This is a genomic window from Pedococcus soli, from assembly GCF_054782575.1.
The window spans coordinates 72,737-88,219 of record NZ_BAAGSF010000003.1; the positions used below are offsets into that span (position 1 = coordinate 72,737).

The 15,483-nt window shown below is 71.8% G+C and carries 20 protein-coding genes; 13 read left to right on the plus strand and 7 right to left on the minus strand.

Going from position 1 to position 15,483, the window contains the following annotated elements:
• The first annotated feature begins 48 nt into the window (after positions 1-48).
• Complete coding sequence (locus ACYVKF_RS03270) at positions 49-606, plus strand: DUF4245 domain-containing protein (RefSeq protein WP_460964808.1); 558 nt, start codon at positions 49-51, stop codon at positions 604-606.
• A 23-nt stretch (positions 607-629) separates the two neighbouring features.
• Here the strand turns inward: ACYVKF_RS03270 and ACYVKF_RS03275 are convergent, their stop codons facing one another.
• Together ACYVKF_RS03275 and xseA are read right to left on the minus strand one after the other, a co-directional pair.
• The gene (locus ACYVKF_RS03275) at positions 630-866 is read right to left on the minus strand and encodes an exodeoxyribonuclease VII small subunit (protein WP_056915426.1); all 237 of its coding nucleotides are present in this window, start codon (positions 864-866) and stop codon (positions 630-632) included.
• Positions 867-877: 11 nt separating this feature from the next.
• Positions 878-2,152, minus strand: a complete 1,275-nt coding sequence (gene xseA / locus ACYVKF_RS03280; RefSeq protein WP_460964810.1) for an exodeoxyribonuclease VII large subunit — start codon at positions 2,150-2,152, stop codon at positions 878-880.
• A 79-nt stretch (positions 2,153-2,231) separates the two neighbouring features.
• On the opposite strand from xseA, the gene ACYVKF_RS03285 reads away from it, so the two are divergent.
• On the plus strand, positions 2,232-2,603 hold the full coding sequence (locus ACYVKF_RS03285) for a DoxX family protein (RefSeq protein ID WP_056915424.1): 372 nt from the start codon (positions 2,232-2,234) through the stop codon (positions 2,601-2,603).
• Here ACYVKF_RS03285 and ACYVKF_RS03290 read toward each other — a convergent pair.
• On the minus strand, positions 2,591-3,295 hold the full coding sequence (locus tag ACYVKF_RS03290; RefSeq protein ID WP_200956861.1) for a TetR/AcrR family transcriptional regulator: 705 nt from the start codon (positions 3,293-3,295) through the stop codon (positions 2,591-2,593). The two genes, ACYVKF_RS03285 and ACYVKF_RS03290, sit on opposite strands and share 13 nt — an antisense overlap.
• A gap of 99 nt (positions 3,296-3,394) precedes the next feature.
• Between ACYVKF_RS03290 and ACYVKF_RS03295 the strand changes: the two genes are divergently transcribed.
• The 3 genes from ACYVKF_RS03295 (at position 3,395) to ACYVKF_RS03305 (ending at position 6,224) form a co-directional block, all read left to right on the plus strand.
• The gene (locus ACYVKF_RS03295) at positions 3,395-3,766 is read left to right on the plus strand and encodes a DoxX family protein (RefSeq protein ID WP_460964813.1); all 372 of its coding nucleotides are present in this window, start codon (positions 3,395-3,397) and stop codon (positions 3,764-3,766) included.
• Positions 3,767-3,816: 50 nt separating this feature from the next.
• Positions 3,817-4,842 (plus strand): 4-hydroxy-3-methylbut-2-enyl diphosphate reductase, encoded by a 1,026-nt coding sequence (locus ACYVKF_RS03300; protein ID WP_056918388.1) that lies wholly within the window; start codon positions 3,817-3,819, stop codon positions 4,840-4,842.
• 68 nt (positions 4,843-4,910) lie between these two features.
• Positions 4,911-6,224 (plus strand): cytochrome P450, encoded by a 1,314-nt coding sequence (locus ACYVKF_RS03305; protein WP_460964815.1) that lies wholly within the window; start codon positions 4,911-4,913, stop codon positions 6,222-6,224.
• Here the strand turns inward: ACYVKF_RS03305 and ACYVKF_RS03310 are convergent.
• Entirely contained in the window at positions 6,128-7,357 is a 1,230-nt protein-coding gene (locus tag ACYVKF_RS03310) for a DNA recombination protein RmuC (protein WP_056917238.1), read from the minus strand. The two genes, ACYVKF_RS03305 and ACYVKF_RS03310, sit on opposite strands and share 97 nt — an antisense overlap.
• 64 nt (positions 7,358-7,421) lie before the next feature.
• Between ACYVKF_RS03310 and ACYVKF_RS03315 the strand changes: the two genes are divergently transcribed.
• Genes ACYVKF_RS03315 through ychF form a run of 3 tightly spaced genes read left to right on the plus strand, consistent with a single transcriptional unit; the run spans position 7,422 to position 10,340 of the window.
• Positions 7,422-8,333 (plus strand): NUDIX hydrolase, encoded by a 912-nt coding sequence (locus ACYVKF_RS03315; RefSeq protein ID WP_460964817.1) that lies wholly within the window; start codon positions 7,422-7,424, stop codon positions 8,331-8,333.
• A gap of 57 nt (positions 8,334-8,390) precedes the next feature.
• Positions 8,391-9,242, plus strand: coding sequence for a thioesterase family protein (locus ACYVKF_RS03320; RefSeq protein ID WP_460964819.1), 852 nt, complete (start codon positions 8,391-8,393; stop codon positions 9,240-9,242).
• Positions 9,243-9,254: 12 nt separating this feature from the next.
• Entirely contained in the window at positions 9,255-10,340 is a 1,086-nt protein-coding gene (gene ychF / locus ACYVKF_RS03325) for a redox-regulated ATPase YchF (protein ID WP_056918386.1), read from the plus strand.
• Positions 10,341-10,364: 24 nt separating this feature from the next.
• Here ychF and ACYVKF_RS03330 read toward each other — a convergent pair whose 3' ends face one another.
• Positions 10,365-11,261 carry a LysR family transcriptional regulator gene (locus tag ACYVKF_RS03330; RefSeq protein ID WP_460964822.1) on the minus strand — a complete coding sequence of 299 codons (897 nt, stop codon included), beginning with the start codon at positions 11,259-11,261 and terminating at the stop codon, positions 10,365-10,367.
• A gap of 83 nt (positions 11,262-11,344) precedes the next feature.
• On the opposite strand from ACYVKF_RS03330, the gene ACYVKF_RS03335 reads away from it, so the two are divergent.
• Entirely contained in the window at positions 11,345-12,322 is a 978-nt protein-coding gene (locus ACYVKF_RS03335; RefSeq protein ID WP_460965521.1) for an EamA family transporter, read from the plus strand.
• Here ACYVKF_RS03335 and ACYVKF_RS03340 read toward each other — a convergent pair.
• Complete coding sequence (locus ACYVKF_RS03340) at positions 12,225-12,611, minus strand: MerR family transcriptional regulator (protein ID WP_460964824.1); 387 nt, start codon at positions 12,609-12,611, stop codon at positions 12,225-12,227. The two genes, ACYVKF_RS03335 and ACYVKF_RS03340, sit on opposite strands and share 98 nt — an antisense overlap.
• A gap of 95 nt (positions 12,612-12,706) precedes the next feature.
• On the opposite strand from ACYVKF_RS03340, the gene ACYVKF_RS03345 reads away from it, so the two are divergent.
• The 4 genes from ACYVKF_RS03345 (at position 12,707) to ACYVKF_RS03360 (ending at position 15,320) form a co-directional block, all read left to right on the plus strand.
• Positions 12,707-13,000, plus strand: a complete 294-nt coding sequence (locus ACYVKF_RS03345) for a WhiB family transcriptional regulator (RefSeq protein ID WP_056915416.1) — start codon at positions 12,707-12,709, stop codon at positions 12,998-13,000.
• A gap of 438 nt (positions 13,001-13,438) precedes the next feature.
• Positions 13,439-13,936 carry a hemerythrin domain-containing protein gene (locus tag ACYVKF_RS03350; RefSeq protein WP_460964826.1) on the plus strand — a complete coding sequence of 166 codons (498 nt, stop codon included), beginning with the start codon at positions 13,439-13,441 and terminating at the stop codon, positions 13,934-13,936.
• 2 nt (positions 13,937-13,938) lie between these two features.
• Positions 13,939-14,679 (plus strand): guanitoxin biosynthesis heme-dependent pre-guanitoxin N-hydroxylase GntA, encoded by a 741-nt coding sequence (gene gntA, locus ACYVKF_RS03355; protein WP_460964828.1) that lies wholly within the window; start codon positions 13,939-13,941, stop codon positions 14,677-14,679.
• Positions 14,676-15,320 carry a DUF1989 domain-containing protein gene (locus ACYVKF_RS03360; protein WP_460964830.1) on the plus strand — a complete coding sequence of 215 codons (645 nt, stop codon included), beginning with the start codon at positions 14,676-14,678 and terminating at the stop codon, positions 15,318-15,320. The genes gntA and ACYVKF_RS03360 overlap by 4 nt, the downstream gene beginning before the upstream one ends.
• Here ACYVKF_RS03360 and ACYVKF_RS03365 read toward each other — a convergent pair.
• On the minus strand, positions 15,317-15,469 hold the full coding sequence (locus tag ACYVKF_RS03365; protein WP_460964832.1) for a hypothetical protein: 153 nt from the start codon (positions 15,467-15,469) through the stop codon (positions 15,317-15,319). The genes ACYVKF_RS03360 and ACYVKF_RS03365 overlap by 4 nt on opposite strands.
• Positions 15,470-15,483 lie beyond the last annotated feature (14 nt).

The window sequence follows — 15,483 nt, forward strand, 5'->3', positions numbered from 1 at the left end:
GGCAGGGGCAGTTGGCGCCCAGCGGTCCGCGTCAGGGACGATGGTGCCGTGAGCACCCAGGCACCCCGCAGTTCCTACGCCAACGGCTCCGTGCCCAACATGATCCGGTCCCTGCTCGTGATCGGTGCCCTGGTCGCGGTCCTGGTGGCGGTGGTGCCTCGCGTCAACAACGTCACCCAGCCGCCGGTCGACGTCGCGGGGGCGTCCGTGGAGGTCGCGCGTGAGAGCGGCTGGCCCATCGAGGTGCCGACGAACCTGCCCGACGGGTGGCGGGCGACGAGCGTGCGGTACGAACGCTCCACCGACGGCCTGATGGTCTGGCACGCCGGCTACCAGTCGCCCACGGGGAACTACGTCGCGATCGAGCAGACGAAGGACGCCACCGCGAAGTGGATCGAGGCGCAGACCAACCGTGCCGCGGCGAAGGGCACGGTCGAAGCCGGTGGTCGCACATGGACGACGTACGTCCGCAGCGGCAAGGTCCAGAACAGCCTCGTCCACCAAGCGGGAGCGGGTGAGGAGCTGACGACGATCGTCACCGGAACCGGCACGCTCGACGAGCTGAGCGCCTTCGCCGGGACCCTGCAGAAGGCTCCTGCAGGCTGACGCCGCCGCGGTGCCCCGCCGGCTCAGGAGCCGTCGACGTCCTCGGTGAGGGCTGCCTCGGCGTCGTCGAGCCAGGTGCTGCAGTGGGCCGCGAGCGCCTCGCCGCGCTTCCAGAGCCGCATGCTCTCCTCGAGACCCACCTGGCCCCCCTCGAGCTGGGCGACGATGCCGATGAGCTCGTCGCGAGCCGCCTCGTAGGACAGCTCCGCCACGTCGGGGAACTGGTCGGTGGACGAGGTCTGCTCTGCTCCCTTGGCCATGGGGCAGGAGCCTAACCGGCCTCGGCCGGCTGGCCCGCCGGCAGGCCCACGACGCGGGTCGCGAAGTCACCCCGGGCCACCCGGACCCGAAGGAGCTCGTCGGGGGCGACGTCGTCCTGGTCCATGACCACGCGGCCGTCGCGGTGCTGCACCACGGCATACCCACGCTCGAGGGTGGACAACGGCGAGAGGGTGCGGACCTGGGCACGGAGGTGGCCGATGTGGTCGGTGGCCCGGTGGACGGAGGCGAGGACGCGGCGCTGCGAGCGTGCGGTGAGCGCATCGAGCTCGGCCCGCCGCGCGTCGATCATCGCGGCGGGGTTGGCGACGACGGGCCGCGAACGCAGCGCCACGAGGTGACGTCGCTCGCTCGCGACGTGACCCGCGAGGGCCCGTCGGGCCCGCTCACGCGACTGGCGTATGCCGTGCCGCTCCTCCTGCGCGTCCGGCACCACCCGCTTGCCGGCGTCGGTGGGGGTGGAGGCGCGCCAGTCGGCGACGTGGTCCAGCAGCGGGGTGTCCACGTCGTGGCCGATGGCCGAGACGACAGGGGTGCGGGCGGCGGCGACGGCGCGCAGGAGCGCCTCGTTGCTGAACGGCAGGAGGTCCTCGACCGAACCCCCACCGCGGGCGATGACGATGACGTCGACCCCGGCGACGGCGTCGAGCTCGGCGAGCGCGGCCATCACCTCTTGCACGGCCTGCGGCCCCTGGACGGCGACCTCACGGATCTCGAAGCGGACGGTGGGCCAGCGCCGCCGGGCGTTCTCGACGACGTCCTTCTCCGCCGCGCTCGCCCGCCCGCAGACGAGGCCGACGGTCCGCGGGAGGAAGGGCAGCGACTTCTTGCGGTCGGGGTCGAACAGGCCCTCGGAGGCGAGCGTGCGCTTGAGGTGCTCGACCCGCGCGAGCAGCTCGCCGACCCCGACCGGTCGGATCTGCCGGGCGTCGAGCATCAGCGAACCGCGCTGGGTCCAGAAGACGGGCTTCGCCTGCAGGACGACCCGGGCCCCCTGGGCGACCGGGACCGGCATCGCGTCGAGGGCGTTGGTCGAGATCGCGACCGACAGGGACATGTCGACGTCCGGGTCGCGCAGGGTGAGGTAGGCCGTCCGGGACCCCGGTCGGCGGGTGAGCTGCACGACCTGGCCCTCGACCCACAGGACCGACATCTTCTCGACGTACTCGGCGATCTTCATGCTCAGCAGCCGCACCGGCCAGGGCGACTCGGCCGTCGTGTCGCCGGCCCGCTCGGGCAGGGTCGGGCGCTGCTCGGGGCCGGTCACGGGGCTCACTCTAGGAGACGGCACCGACGGCCTCGCGTGTCGACGCCCCTGCCGGTCGCCCTGGGCGCAGGATCGGCCCATGAACACCTTCGTGTGGATCCTCCAGGTCGTGCTGGCGCTGGTGTTCCTGGCCACGGGCGCCCTCAAGCTCGTCCAGCCGAAGGAGAAGCTGCGCGAGCAGATGCGCTGGGTCGACGGCTTCTCCCAGGACACGATCCGCGGGATCGGGCTGGCCGAGGTCCTGGGCGCGCTGGGCCTGGTGCTCCCCGGGTGGCTGGACGTGCTGACGTGGCTGACGCCGCTGGCTGCCAGCGGCCTGGTGCTGGTGATGGTGGGCGCCATCGCGACGCACCTGCGGTTGCGCGAGTGGCCCATGGTCGCCGGCAACGTCGTCCTGGCCGTCCTGGCGCTCGTGGTGGCCTGGGCGCGGTTCGGGTCCTACCCGCTCTGACCGCGGGTCTGGCGCCGGCGGGCGGCCCGCAGCATCGCGCGCTGCAGGGCGATCGGCTCGGGCGCCGGTGGGAGCGGGGTGGCCGCGATCGGGCGACACGCGTCGAGGAACAGCGCGACGTGCCGCCGCCACGCTTCCGGGAGGTCGTCACGGGTCGTCTCGATCACGCCCGCGACGGCGAACGTGAGGACGGGGAGGTCCTCCGGGCTGAAGTCGGCCCGCAGGACGCCGGACGACTTGGCCCGGTCGATGACCTCCACGACGGTGCGGTAGCCACGCTCGCGACGTCCGGACGAGCCGCGCTCGCGACGCCCGGACGAACCATGCGCCGCCGTCGACGAACCACGCCCCAGCGGGACGGACTGGATGAGGTGGGTGAACCCGCGGTTCTCGGCCTGCAGCGCCGCCATCCGTTCGACCAGGCCCACGAATCCGGCCCACGGGTCGTCGTCCGTGAGCGCCAGGTCGGCACTGGCCTCGTACTGCCGGAGGGCGTCGTCGAACGCCTCGGCCACGAGGTCGGCACGGTCGGGGAAGCGGCGGTACAGCGTCGCGATCCCGACACCCGCCCGTGCGGCGACCTCGGTCAGTGGAGCGGACACGCCCTGCTCGGCGAACACCGCCTGCGCGGCCTGGACGATGCGGGCCCGGTTGGCCTCGGCGTCGACGCGCAACGGGGGTGGGGTGGTCACGTCCACACATTAACCGGAATAGGTCCTCCACTTCTTGCGTTGTGCCTCCCGACAGAGTGGAGGATGGCCTCCACTTGATGACTCGAAGGACGTCGACCGATGAACACCGTGCTCTGGATCCTGCAGATCGTGCTCGCCCTCTTCTTCGCCATGGCCGGGGTGACCAAGCTGAGCCAGCCCAAGGAGAAGCTGCGCGCCCGACTCCCCTGGGTGGAGGACTTCTCGGCGGGGACGGTCCGGTTCATCGGCGCCGTGGAGCTCCTCGGCGCCATCGGGCTGGTCCTCCCGGCAGCCACCGGGATCGCCGTGGTCCTGACCCCGCTTGCCGCTGTCGGCCTCGCCGTCGTCATGGCCCTGGCCGCGGTGACCCACCTGCGCCGTGGCGAGCCCCAGGCGCTGGCGATCAACGTGCCGGTCCTGCTCGTCGCAGCCTTCGTGGCGTGGCAGCGCTTCGGGCCGCAGGCGTTCTGAGCGGTGGTGGGCGATTGGGGTGCCCCGGCGCGGCAACCTACGATGGAGTCATGACTGACACCATCGGACAGCCCACCCAGCGCGTGCTCCTCGCCGCGCCCCGCGGCTACTGCGCCGGCGTCGACCGCGCCGTCGTGACGGTGGAGAAGGCCCTCGAGCTCTACGGTCCGCCGGTCTACGTCCGCAAGGAGATCGTCCACAACAAGCACGTCGTCACCACGCTCGAGAAGCGCGGGGCGATCTTCGTGGAGGAGACCGACGAGGTCCCCGAGGGTGCGACGGTCATCTTCAGCGCCCACGGTGTGGCCCCCGTCGTCCACGAGGAGGCCAAGGCGCTGAGCCTGAAGACCATCGACGCCACCTGCCCGCTGGTCACCAAGGTGCACCGTGAGGCGGTCCGGTTCGCCGGCGACGACTTCGACATCCTGCTCATCGGTCACGAGGGCCACGAGGAGGTCGTCGGGACGTCGGGGGAGGCGCCTGAGCACATCACCCTCGTCGACGGCCCCGACGACGTCGCCAACGTCACCGTGCGCGACCCGGAGAAGGTGGTCTGGCTGTCCCAGACCACGCTGTCCGTCGACGAGACCATGGAGACCGTCCGCCGACTGCGCGAGCGGTTCCCGTCGCTGCAGGACCCGCCCAGCGACGACATCTGCTACGCCACCCAGAACCGCCAGCTCGCCGTCAAGCAGATGGCCCCCGACTGCGACCTCATGATCGTCGTCGGGTCGCGCAACTCGTCCAACTCGGTCCGACTCGTCGAGGTGGCTCTCGAGCACGGCTCACGCGCCGGTCACCTCGTCGACTACGCCGACGAGATCGACCCCACCTGGCTGGAGGGCGTCTCCACCGTGGGGGTGACCTCCGGTGCGTCGGTGCCCGAGGTCCTCGTGCGCGACGTCCTCACCTACCTGGCCGAGCGCGGGTACGCCGACGTCACCCCGGTGGTGGCCGCCCAGGAGAGCCTGCTCTTCTCGCTGCCCAACGAGATCCGTCGTGACCTCAAGGCCCGTGGGCTGAGCGACAAGATGCGTCACGACGGCGCGTTCGAGGAAGCCGGCTCCCTGCACTGACGGATGCCGCGCGGCGCCGTGCGCGGGCACTGCACGGATCTGGACGCCCGCGCGGGTACGGTCTGACCATGATCGACCTGTCGGCGACCAAGCGCCGAATCCTGCAGCGGCTCGTCGCCCGCGGGCCCGCCGTGGTCGACCTGTCCCTGCTGGACTCCGTGCCGCGGCGGCTGCTGCGCCCGCTGCGCCGGGACGGCCTGGACCCGGTGCGCCGCTCGGGGCCGGGGTCCGCTGACCCGGTCCACCGCCTCGCGCACATGTTCGGGATGAACATCTGGCTCGTCTCCGGCCACCCGGAGGGCAAGGCGGTGCTGGCCGACCAGAAGCGCTACAGCAACGACGTCCGGCCGTACGTCGGTGCCAGCGGCGGAGCCGTCGGCGGTCTGGGGTTCACCGACCCGCCGGAGCACACCCGCCTGAGGGGTCTGCTGACGCCGGAGTTCACGATGCGTCGGATCCAACGGCTGACCCCACGGATCGAGCAGATCATCGACACCCAGCTCGACCTGATGGCCGCCAAGGGCGCGGACGTCGACATCGTCGAGGACTTCGCCTTCCCGATCCCGTTCCTCGTCATCTGCGAGCTCCTGGGGCTGCCGGCCGAGGACCGCGCCCGCTTCCAGGCCCTGTCGCACGCGAGGTTCGACGTGTCCGCCGGTGGCGCGGGGGCCTTCGGCGCGATCTCGTCGTCGAGGGAGTTCCTCCTGGAGGCGACGCGGCGCCAGCGCAGGGACCCGGGGGACGGCCTGCTGGGGAGGATCATCGCCGAGGCGGGCGACGAGGTGAGTGACGAGGAGATCGCGGGGCTCGCCGACGGCGTCTTCACCGGCGGGTACGAGACCACGGCCAGCATGCTCGCCCTCGGAACCCTGGTCCTGCTGCGCGACCGACCCCACTTCGAGCTCGTCCGCGACGACCCCACGGCGATCGACCGGGTGGTGGAGGAGATGCTGCGCTACCTGTCCGTGGTCCAGATCGCCTTCCCCCGGTTCGCCCTCGAGGACCACGAGCTCTTCGGTCGCAAGGTCCGCAAGGGTGACGTCGTCATCGTCCAGCTCGCCCGCGGTGACCGGGACGCCAGGATCGGGCCGAACCTCGACACCTTCGACCCGCTCCGCCCGCCGTCACCGCACCTGGCCTTCGGCTACGGGTTCCACCGGTGCGTCGGCGCGGAGCTCGCGCGCCTCGAGCTGCGGATGGCCTTTCCCCGGCTGGCCCGCCGGTTCCCCGACCTCGAGCTGGCGGTCCAGCCGTCGACGCTGCGGTTCCGCGACCAGTCGATCGTCTACGCGGTCGACTCCCTGCCGGTCCACCTGGGCGTGCCGTCGTCGCCGAGCACCTCAGGAGCCCGCCCCAGCGACTCGGGCGACAGGTCCAGCTGAGGGCGGGCGTCCTCGGCGGTGGCCGCGTCGAGCAGCTCCACGGCGGTGAGCACCCGTGGGCCGGTCTCGACGGGGCGGGCGACGGGCAGCTCGTCCTCGACGACCTGGAGCTCGTGCATCCGCCGGGCCGTGACGAGGACCCGCGACTCGAGCGCCCCCACCATCTGGTTGTAGGCCTCGACCGAACGCTGAAGCGCTCCACCCATGCGGGCGGTGTGGGCACCGAGGGTGCCGAGCCTCGCGTAGAGCTCGCGGCCCACCGACATCAGCTCGCGGGCGTTGGCCGTGAGGGCGTCCTGCTGCCACGTGAACGCCACGGTGCGCAGCAGGGCCATCAGCGCGCCCGGGCCGACGAGGACGACCCGTCGTGCCATCGCGTCCTCGTGCAGGCTGGGGTCGGCGGCGAGTGCCGCGGACAGCATCGCCTCGCTCGGCACGAAGCACACCACCATCTCGGGTGAGGTCTCGAACGCCGACCAGTAGTCCTTCGCCGCCAGGGCCCGGACGTGCCCCTGGAGTGCCGTCGCGTGCTCGCGCAGCAGCCGGGCCCGCTCGTCGGCGGGGAGGTCGTCGGCCTGGGCCTTGAGGAACGAGACCATCGGCGCCTTGGCGTCCACGACGAGGAACTTCTGCCCGGGGAGTCGCACCACCACGTCGGGGCGCACCTGCCGGTCGTGCCGGCTGACGCGGTGCACCTGCTCCTCGAAGTCGCACCGGGAGAGCAGGCCGGCGTGCTCCAGCACGCGGCGCAGCTGGACCTCGCCCCAGGCGCCTCGCACGGTGGACGCGTTGAGCGACCCGGCCAGGCTCTGCGTCTGACGGCCCAGGGCCGAGGTCGAGGCGTGGACCTGCGCGATCGTCTGCTCGAGGGCTGCGTACTGGTGGGTCCGGTCGCGCTCGAGCGTGCCCACCTGCTGCTCGACGCGGCCCAGTGCGTCCCGCAGGGGGACGAGCGCGGCGGCGGTCTGGGCGTCGTCCGACAGGGCGGCCTCGAGGTCGATGACGCGCTCGCGCAGCAGGTCGCGCTCGGCGCTCACGCCGGCCGCCCGGGCCGTCCCGAGCTGGCGGCACACCGCGACAGCCACGACGGCACCGAGGGCGAGGCCGACGAGGAGGGCGAGGACGAGTTCCATGTCGAGGACTGTGGCAGACCGCACCGACAGCGAGAGGGAGGCGCTCGGCGGGTAGCGTTCCGGCATGTCCGAAACCGCTGCCGACTCCCGCCGACCCCTCCTGGCTGATGGCGACGTCGTGGTGCGCGGGGTCGAGGACGGAGCGGATCCCGCCGACCTGCGCGCCTTCGAGGTGCGTTGGCAGGACGAGCGGGTCGGACGGGTCGAGCTGCTCCTCGGCGAGACCGGGGACGCCGAGGTCATCTGGGTGTTCGTCCCCGAGTACCGCGCCGTCGGCATCGTCGAGCGGGCCCTGCGGCTGGTCCTGCGGTGGGCATTCGACGACCTCGGCCTGCTGCGCGTCGAGGCGAGGGTGCAGGACGCGGACCGCGACGGGGTGCGGGCCGCCATGCGGGCCGGGCTGCGCAAGGAGGGCGTGAGCCGCTCCCAGAACGTGCCCGGAGGGAGGGGCGACGTGGTGGTCCTCGGTGGGCTCGCCGACGACCCGTCGCCGGACAGCCGCGAGGGGTTCATCGCCCAGCTCAACTCGGCGCTGCCCACCAAGCGGGCCATCGCCCAGGGTGTCCTGCGCGACCGGCAGGACCGTGTCCTGCTGTGCGAGCTCGTCTACAAGCAGGAGTGGGACCTGCCCGGTGGTGTCGTGGACCCGCACGAGTCACCCGCCCACTGCGTCGTCCGGGAGGTGCGTGAGGAGCTGGGTGTCGAGGTCGAGGTCCGCGGCCTGATCGCCGTGAACTGGCTCCCGCCGTGGCGCGGCTGGTCCGACGCGACCGTGTTCGTCTTCGACCTCGGGGTCGTGGACGACGACTTCGTCGCCTCGACGACGTTGCAGCCGAGGGAGATCCGGGCCGTGCACTGGGTGGGCGAGGAGGACCTCGAACACCGCGTCGCGCCATACAACCAACGCCTGCTCGCCTTCCTCGCGACGCACACCGGACCCACTGCCTACCTCGAGGACGGCCTGCCGGCCCTCTGAGGTGAGCCTCTTCACGTCGGCCGCGCGGCACCCGCGGTCGTGGGTGAGACTGTGCGGGTGAGCGAGTTCGACGACGGTTCAGCAGTGGTGGCACGGGCGCAGGAGCAGGGAGCGTACGACGCCGCGCTCGGGGACGGGTGGCGCATCGGTGGGGGCGTGAACGGCGGGATGCTGCTGTCGATCGCCGGTCGGGCGCTCGCCGCGGAGCTCGGCACCTCCGACGGCGACCGGCCACCCCACCCGCACCCGCTCGCGATCAGCGCCTACTACCTGACTCCCGGCGTCCCCGGCCCTGCCACGGTGCGCACCTCGGTCCTGCGCCGAGGCCGTGCCGTGTCGAACGGCCAGGCGTCCCTCCTCCAGGACGACGGCGCGGGCGGTGAGGTCGAACGCATCCGGGTGCTGGCCACCTACGGTGACCTCGCCATCATGGACGACGAGGCGACGACGACGGCCACGCCGCCGGAGCTCCCGCCGCCGGACGAGTGCCTCACGACCGAGCAGGCGCCGCCGCAGTTCCTCAAGGCCGCCTCCCTCCTCGAGCGGCTCGACCTGCGGCTCGACCCCGCCACGACCGGGTGGGCGATGGGCAGGCCCTCGGGCAACGGGGTCATCCGCGGCTGGCTGCGGATGGTCGACGGCCGTGAGCCCGACCCGCTGCTGCTCCTGCTCGCCGTCGACGCGCTGCCGCCCGTGGCGTTCGAGCTGGGCCTGCCGGGGTGGGCGCCGACCCTCGAGCTCACCGCCCACGTACGCGCGCGTCCGGCACCGGGCTGGCTGCGCGTCAACCTCACCAGCCGCACCATGTCGGGCGGCTACCTCGAGGAGGACGCCGAGGTCTGGGACAGCCGGGGACGGCTCGTCGCCCTGTCCCGGCAGCTGGCAAGGGCCGCCACACCGCGACGGTAGACTCTCGGCCTTGTGGCTCTCACTATCGGAATCGTCGGTCTGCCCAACGTCGGCAAGTCCACGATGTTCAACGCCCTGACCAAGAACAACGTGCTCGCCGCGAACTACCCGTTCGCGACCATCGAGCCCAACGTCGGGGTCGTGCCCCTGCCGGACGCCCGCCTGGGCAAGCTCGCCGAGATCTTCTCCTCGGAGAAGATCCTCCCGGCGACGGTGTCCTTCGTCGACATCGCCGGGATCGTCCGCGGCGCCTCCGAAGGGGAGGGGCTGGGCAACAAGTTCCTCGCCAACATCCGTGAGGCCGACGCGATCTGCCAGGTCGTCCGTGCGTTCGAGGACGGCGACGTCGTCCACGTCGACGGCAAGGTCTCGCCGGCGTCGGACATCGAGACGATCCACACCGAGCTCATCCTCGCCGACCTGCAGACCCTCGAGAAGGCCGTGCCGCGCCTCGAGAAGGAGTCGCGGATCCAGAAGGAGAAGAAGGCCTCCCACGCGAACGCCGTGGCGGCCCAGAAGGTCCTCGAGGAGGGTCACACCCTGTATGCCGCGGGGGCGGCCGCCGGGGTCGACCTCGCCGATGCGCGTCAGCTCGGCCTGCTGACGACCAAGCCGTTCATCTACGTGTTCAACCTCGACGAGGACCAGCTCGGCGACGCCGAGCTGCACGCCTCGCTGCGCTCGCTGGTCGAGCCGGCGGACGCGGTGTTCCTCAACGCCAAGCTCGAGATGGACCTCATGGAGATGGAGGCGGACGAGGCGATGGAGCTGCTGGAGTCGTTCGGTGCCACCGAGTCCGGGCTCGACCAGCTCGCCCGCACCGGGTTCCACACGCTCGGCCTGCAGACCTACCTCACCGCGGGTCCCAAGGAGTCGCGCGCCTGGACGATCGGCCGGGGCTGGACCGCCCCGCAGGCCGCCGGGGTCATCCACACCGACTTCCAGCGCGGGTTCATCAAGGCCGAGATCGTGTCGTTCGACGACCTCGTCGAGGCGGGGTCGATGGCGGCGGCCAAGTCCGCCGGCAAGGTCCGCATCGAGGGCAAGGAGTACGTCATGGCCGACGGCGACGTGGTGGAGTTCCGCTTCAACGTCTGACGAGGACGTCCGGCAGCGGCGGGGTCAGCGCGACGCCCTCGCACCGATGTCGGCGAGCAGGTCGAGGACGCTTCGCACGGCCACTCGCTGGGCGACGTCCCGGCGCGAGAGGGCGACAATCCGTCGGGCGGCGCGAACCCCGACCAGCGGCTTGCTGACCACGCCGGCCCGGGGGCGCGTGGTGAACCGGGGCAGCAGGGCGATCCCGAGGCCGTGGGCCACCATCGCCTCGACCACCCGGTTGTCCCGCAGGCGCTGGACCCGTTCGATCCGGCGCCCGGTGGCGTTCTCCATCGCCACGAGGACCGTGTCGAAGGGATAGCCCTCCGGCACGCCGACCCAGCGTTCGCCGACCACGAGCTCAGGGGTCAGGTGTCGTCGCCGGGCGAGGTGGTGGTCGACGGGCAGGGCGACGTCGAGGGGCTCCTCGGCGAGGGTGCGGTGGTGCAGGTGGGCCGAGCCCTCGGGAGCGTCGCCGGTGATGGTGTGGCCGATGACGATGTCGTGGTCCGCCGCGAGTCTGGCGAAGTCCGACTCCGCCACGTCGAAGTCGTCGAGCGTGACGAGCAACCCGCTGCCCTCGAGGCGGGCGAGGAGCTCGGGCACGAGGACCTCGGCCGCACTGGGCAGGGCCCCGATCGTGACGGTGCCGACCGGGGCGTCCCGCAGGGTGTCGAGCTGCGCGCCCACCCGGGCGAGGGCGGTGGCGACGTCGATGGCGCCCTCGGCGAGCAGGAGCCCGGCCCGGGTCAGCCGCACGCCGCGCCCGTGGGGCTCCACGAGCGGCATACCCGCTTCGCGCTCGGCCGCGCGCAGCTGCTGGGACACCGCGGACGGGGTCCGGTGGGTCGCGGTGGCGACGGCCGTGAGGGTGCCCCGGTCGGCGAGCTCGCGCAGCAGGTCCAGGTGACGAACGTCCATGTAGTACACCTTAAGTGTCTCTGCAGAAGTTTGTGATTGTGCTACGGCGTCGCGTCACGCATGCTCGGGTCATGACCCAGGGACTGCCACCGCTGCACCGTGTCCTGGCCTGCGTGGTCGCGGCCATCTGGGGCGTGAACTTCCTGGCGATCCACCTGTCGCTGGCGCAGTTCCCGCCGTTGTTCCTCGTGGCCCTGCGCTTCGCGCTGCTGGCGGTCCCGACCCTGCTCTTCGTGCCTCGCCCGCAGGTGCCCACGCGCTGGCTGGTGGGGTACGGCCTGGGGTTCGGGGTCCTCCAGTTCACCTTCCTGTACACCGGGATGGCTGCGGGGATGCCGTCCGGTCTGGCGTCGCTGGTGCTGCAGGCCTCCGGCCCGTTCACCCTCGTCCTGGGCGCCCTGCTGCTGGGGGAGGCGGTGGGGCGACGGCAGTGGCTCGGGGTGGCCCTGGCCGCGGTCGGCATGCTCGTCGTGGGGGTCTCGCGAGCGGGCGTCGCCCAGCTCGTTCCCTACGTCCTGGTGCTGCTCGGTGCGCTCGGGTGGGCGCTGGGCAACCTGTCCAGCCGGCTCGCGGCGCCACCCAACCCGTTGCACCTGACGTTGTGGATGTCCGTGGTGGTGCCCGTGCCGATGCTCGCGCTGTCCCTGGCCCTCGAGGGTCCGGAGGCGATCGGGCGGTCGCTGTCCACCTCGTTCACCGCCGGGGCAGCCCCCGCCTGGGCCGGGCTGGCCTACACCGTGCTCGTCGGGACGGTCGTCGGCTCGGGGATCTGGACCTGGTTGCTCGCCCGGCACCCTGCTGGCGTCGTCGGGCCGTTCTCGATGCTCGTCCCGGTGGTCGGGATGGCCACCGCGGGGCTGGTCCTGCACGAGCGACCCACGCTCGTCGAGGTGGCCGGAGGGGTGGTCGTGGTCGCGGGGGTCCTGCTCGGGGCGTCCGGCGCGCGAGGGGCGGGGGTGGCTGTCAGGCGGAGGGAGCGGCGGTCTCGCGAGCGAGGCGGCCTGCGTCCATCGACAGGGCGACGCGTGCCGCGGTCTGGGTGGGCACTCCGCGGTCGCTGAGCTGTTGCACCACCTGAACCCGGCAGATGTCCAGGTCGGTGTAGCGGCGGTGGCCGCCGCTGGTGCGCTGCGACGGTCCGATGCCGTACCGGCGGTCCCAGCTGCGCAGGGTCGCCGTCGGGATGCCGCACTGCTCGGAGACCGCGCCCACCGACCACTCGACCTCAGGTGGTGCCGTGTCGTCGGCGCGGACCACGAGCAGTGACGGGCGGACGAGGAGCGGCGTCGAGCCGGCGATTCGGAGCCCGGGTGCCTGCCCCGGGATGGAGGCGGTGACGTCGTTGGGCATGGTTCGACTGTAGAACTTGTTCAGGCGGGTTGCATGTTGAATAGGTTTTGCATAAGTTGTGAACCACTTCACCGCCACATGAGAAGAGTTCAGACATGGCCAGCATCAAGCGACTGCCCCAACCGCTGTTGAGCTCCTACGAATGGCAGGTCGAGGGCGCGTGCCGCGACACCGACCCCAACGAGTTCTTCGCCGAGGAGGCCGAGCGCGGCAACCGACGCCTCAGCCGCGACGAGCGGGCCAAGGCCCTGTGCCGCGAGTGCCCTGTGGTCAAGCAGTGCTTCGAGCACGCCATGTCCGTGCGTGAGGCGTATGGCGTGTGGGGCGGCACGACGCCGGAGGAGCGCGAGCTCATCCGCCTCGGCCAGAGCGCGCGCCAGGCCGTCTGACCCTTCGAGGGAAGGCGTCCGGGCTGCGCGCCAGCGCTGTACGGCCGGCAGGGCCGCAGCCGCTCACGGGCGGTGAACCGTGCTGCGCGACGGTGCCGACCGTGCGCGTGCGACCGCGGAGGCGGCGAGGGCAGGCCGGGGGCGTGGCCACGAGGCGGTGGAACCACACCTTCGCCGCCTCGACGAGCGGGGCGCTGGGCAGGCTCCTGAAGGGGACCCCCCCGCGTGCCGTCCGGTCGTGGCTCGTCTCCGGCGACCTCGTGGAGGGTGCTACCCGTCGCGGCAGGCCATGGGGCCCCGCCTCGACGCCCACCACGCGTACCGGCAGGGGCCAAGGTCCCGGTCCCCGCGCCATACCCGGGGGTTTGGGGTGGGGGTGCGGGGGTAAGGACACAGGGTCGGGCCGCGTGGCCCGACCCCTTCACGTCTGGAGCCCCCATGTCGACCGACGCCATCACCATCCTGCGAGCCGACCACAAAGAGGTCCGAGCGCTCTTCCGCGAGTTCGAGAAGTCGACGACGACGCCTGCCCGCCAAGGGGCGATCGTCAAGAAGTGCATCGAGCTGCTGACGGTGCACACCTACATCGAGAACGAGGTGATGTACCCCGAGGTGCGTCGCCTGCTGCCTGACCTGGAGGACGACGTCCTCGAGTCCTACGAGGAGCACCACGTCGCGGACGTGCTGGTCATGGAGCTCATGCCGATGAAGCCGTCGGACGAGCGGTTCCACGCCAAGACCACCGTCCTCATCGAGAACGTGCGGCACCACATGGACGAGGAGGAGAACGACTGGTTCCCGAAGGTCCGGGAAGGGCTGGGGCGCAAGCAGCTCAGCGAGCTCGGCGAGCGGCTCCTCGAGGCCAGGAAGACCGCTCCCCGGTCCCCGGCGCAGCCCAGCGCGCTGAAGAAGGTCGTCGACGCGGTGGTCTCCTGACGGTGACCGAGGCACTCCACCCGAACCACGGCGGCGAGCCCGGCCTCGACGAGCTCACCCGGGAGCTGGCCCTCGACCCCGACCGCCGCAGCCCGCACGAGGTGGCCGGCGCGCTCGAGACGATGGTGCTGCACCCGGACTACCCCTGCCTGGGCGCTCGTTCGGTGTTCAACCGCGACCGGGCGACCGTCGTCGCCCTCGGCGAGATGGCGACCGAGGGCGCGACGGCCCTGTTGTACGACGCCCTGTGCGCCTTCGGCCGGGACACCGACCAGGGGGCGGGGTTCGCGTCCCTCGTCGCGGTCTTCCCGGACACGGTGGTGGACAGCGAGACCGCCTTCGAGTCGCTGCTGTGGCGTCAGCTCGAGCAGCTGCACGAGGCCGACCAGCAGCCGTGGAGCCCGCTCGTGTCCGACGACCCGGCCAACCCCCACTTCGCGTTCAGCGTCGCGGGGACCGCGTACTTCGTCGTCGGTCTGCACCCCGCAGCCTCGCGCATCGCCCGGCGGACCCCGCTGCCCACCCTGGTGTTCAACCTGCACCAGCAGTTCGAGGACCTTCGCGCGTCCGAGCGGTTCGAGCGCATGCGAGACACCATCCGGCGTCGGGACACCGCCCTGCAGGGCCACGTCAACCCCATGGTCGCCGACCACGGGGCCGGCTCGGAGGCCCGGCAGTACTCGGGCCGAGCCGTCCCCACCGACTGGGCCGCCCCAGTGAGCTTCGACGAGGAGAACCCGTGACCACGCACGACACCGACGGCCAGGACACCAGGGCTCGGGACGGGGGAACCGGCCTCGAGCGGCTCGCACCGCAGACGGGCACAGGCTTCCTGCTGCGCGCCGGGGAGCAGCTCACGGTGGTCGACCCGACCGGCGGTCAGGTCAGCGACCTCTTCTGCTTCAACGCCGAGGACCACGACGAGTGGTTGTCGAGCGGCCGGACGATCGACTTCGCCAACACGATCTTCCTGACCACCGGGCACACCCTCTACAGCAACCGGAGCACTCCCATGCTCACGGTCGTCGAGGACACCTGCGGCCGGCACGACTTCCTGCTCACGCCGTGCAGCCAGCAGACCTTCGACCTGCTCTACCCCGAGTTCGAGGGCGCTTACCACCCCAGCTGCCTGGAGAACCTCGTGACCGGCCTGTCGCCGTTCGGGATCACCTCCGACATGGTGTCCACGACGCTCAACATCTTCATGAACGTCTGGCCCGAGCCCTCGGGAGAGCTGCACATCGACCCTCCCACGTCGTCCGCGGGGGACCGCTTCACGGTCCGGGCCGAGATGGACCTGCACGTGGGCCTGACGGCCTGCTCGGCGGAGAAGTCCAACGGCGGGACGTGCAAGCCGATCGACTACTCGGTCCGGGCGTCCTAGGGCTCGTCGAGCGCGGCGGCTTCGCGCCCGAGCTTCACGCCGAGGGCGATCGTGCCGATCAGGGCGAACGTGCCGCCCGCCACGACGATCACGAGGCCGACGAACGTCCAGAACACCCCCAGCCCCCGCCGACGCTGACGAGCGCCCACACCACCACGGCCAC

Excerpts from the sequence above, each read along its gene's own strand:
- ACYVKF_RS03345 (WP_056915416.1), top strand. The coding sequence starts at position 12,707 with ATGGCCAGCATCAAGCGACTGCCCCAACCGCTGTTGAGCTCCTACGAA.
- ACYVKF_RS03295 (WP_460964813.1), top strand. The coding sequence starts at position 3,395 with ATGAACACCGTGCTCTGGATCCTGCAGATCGTGCTCGCCCTCTTCTTC.
- ACYVKF_RS03300 (WP_056918388.1), top strand. The coding sequence starts at position 3,817 with ATGACTGACACCATCGGACAGCCCACCCAGCGCGTGCTCCTCGCCGCG.
- ACYVKF_RS03350 (WP_460964826.1), top strand. The coding sequence starts at position 13,439 with ATGTCGACCGACGCCATCACCATCCTGCGAGCCGACCACAAAGAGGTC.
- ACYVKF_RS03285 (WP_056915424.1), top strand. The coding sequence starts at position 2,232 with ATGAACACCTTCGTGTGGATCCTCCAGGTCGTGCTGGCGCTGGTGTTC.
- ACYVKF_RS03340 (WP_460964824.1), bottom strand. The coding sequence starts at position 12,611 with ATGCCCAACGACGTCACCGCCTCCATCCCGGGGCAGGCACCCGGGCTC.
- ACYVKF_RS03305 (WP_460964815.1), top strand. The coding sequence starts at position 4,911 with ATGATCGACCTGTCGGCGACCAAGCGCCGAATCCTGCAGCGGCTCGTC.
- ACYVKF_RS03310 (WP_056917238.1), bottom strand. The coding sequence starts at position 7,357 with ATGGAACTCGTCCTCGCCCTCCTCGTCGGCCTCGCCCTCGGTGCCGTC.
- ACYVKF_RS03315 (WP_460964817.1), top strand. The coding sequence starts at position 7,422 with ATGTCCGAAACCGCTGCCGACTCCCGCCGACCCCTCCTGGCTGATGGC.
- ACYVKF_RS03275 (WP_056915426.1), bottom strand. The coding sequence starts at position 866 with ATGGCCAAGGGAGCAGAGCAGACCTCGTCCACCGACCAGTTCCCCGAC.
- ACYVKF_RS03330 (WP_460964822.1), bottom strand. The coding sequence starts at position 11,261 with ATGGACGTTCGTCACCTGGACCTGCTGCGCGAGCTCGCCGACCGGGGC.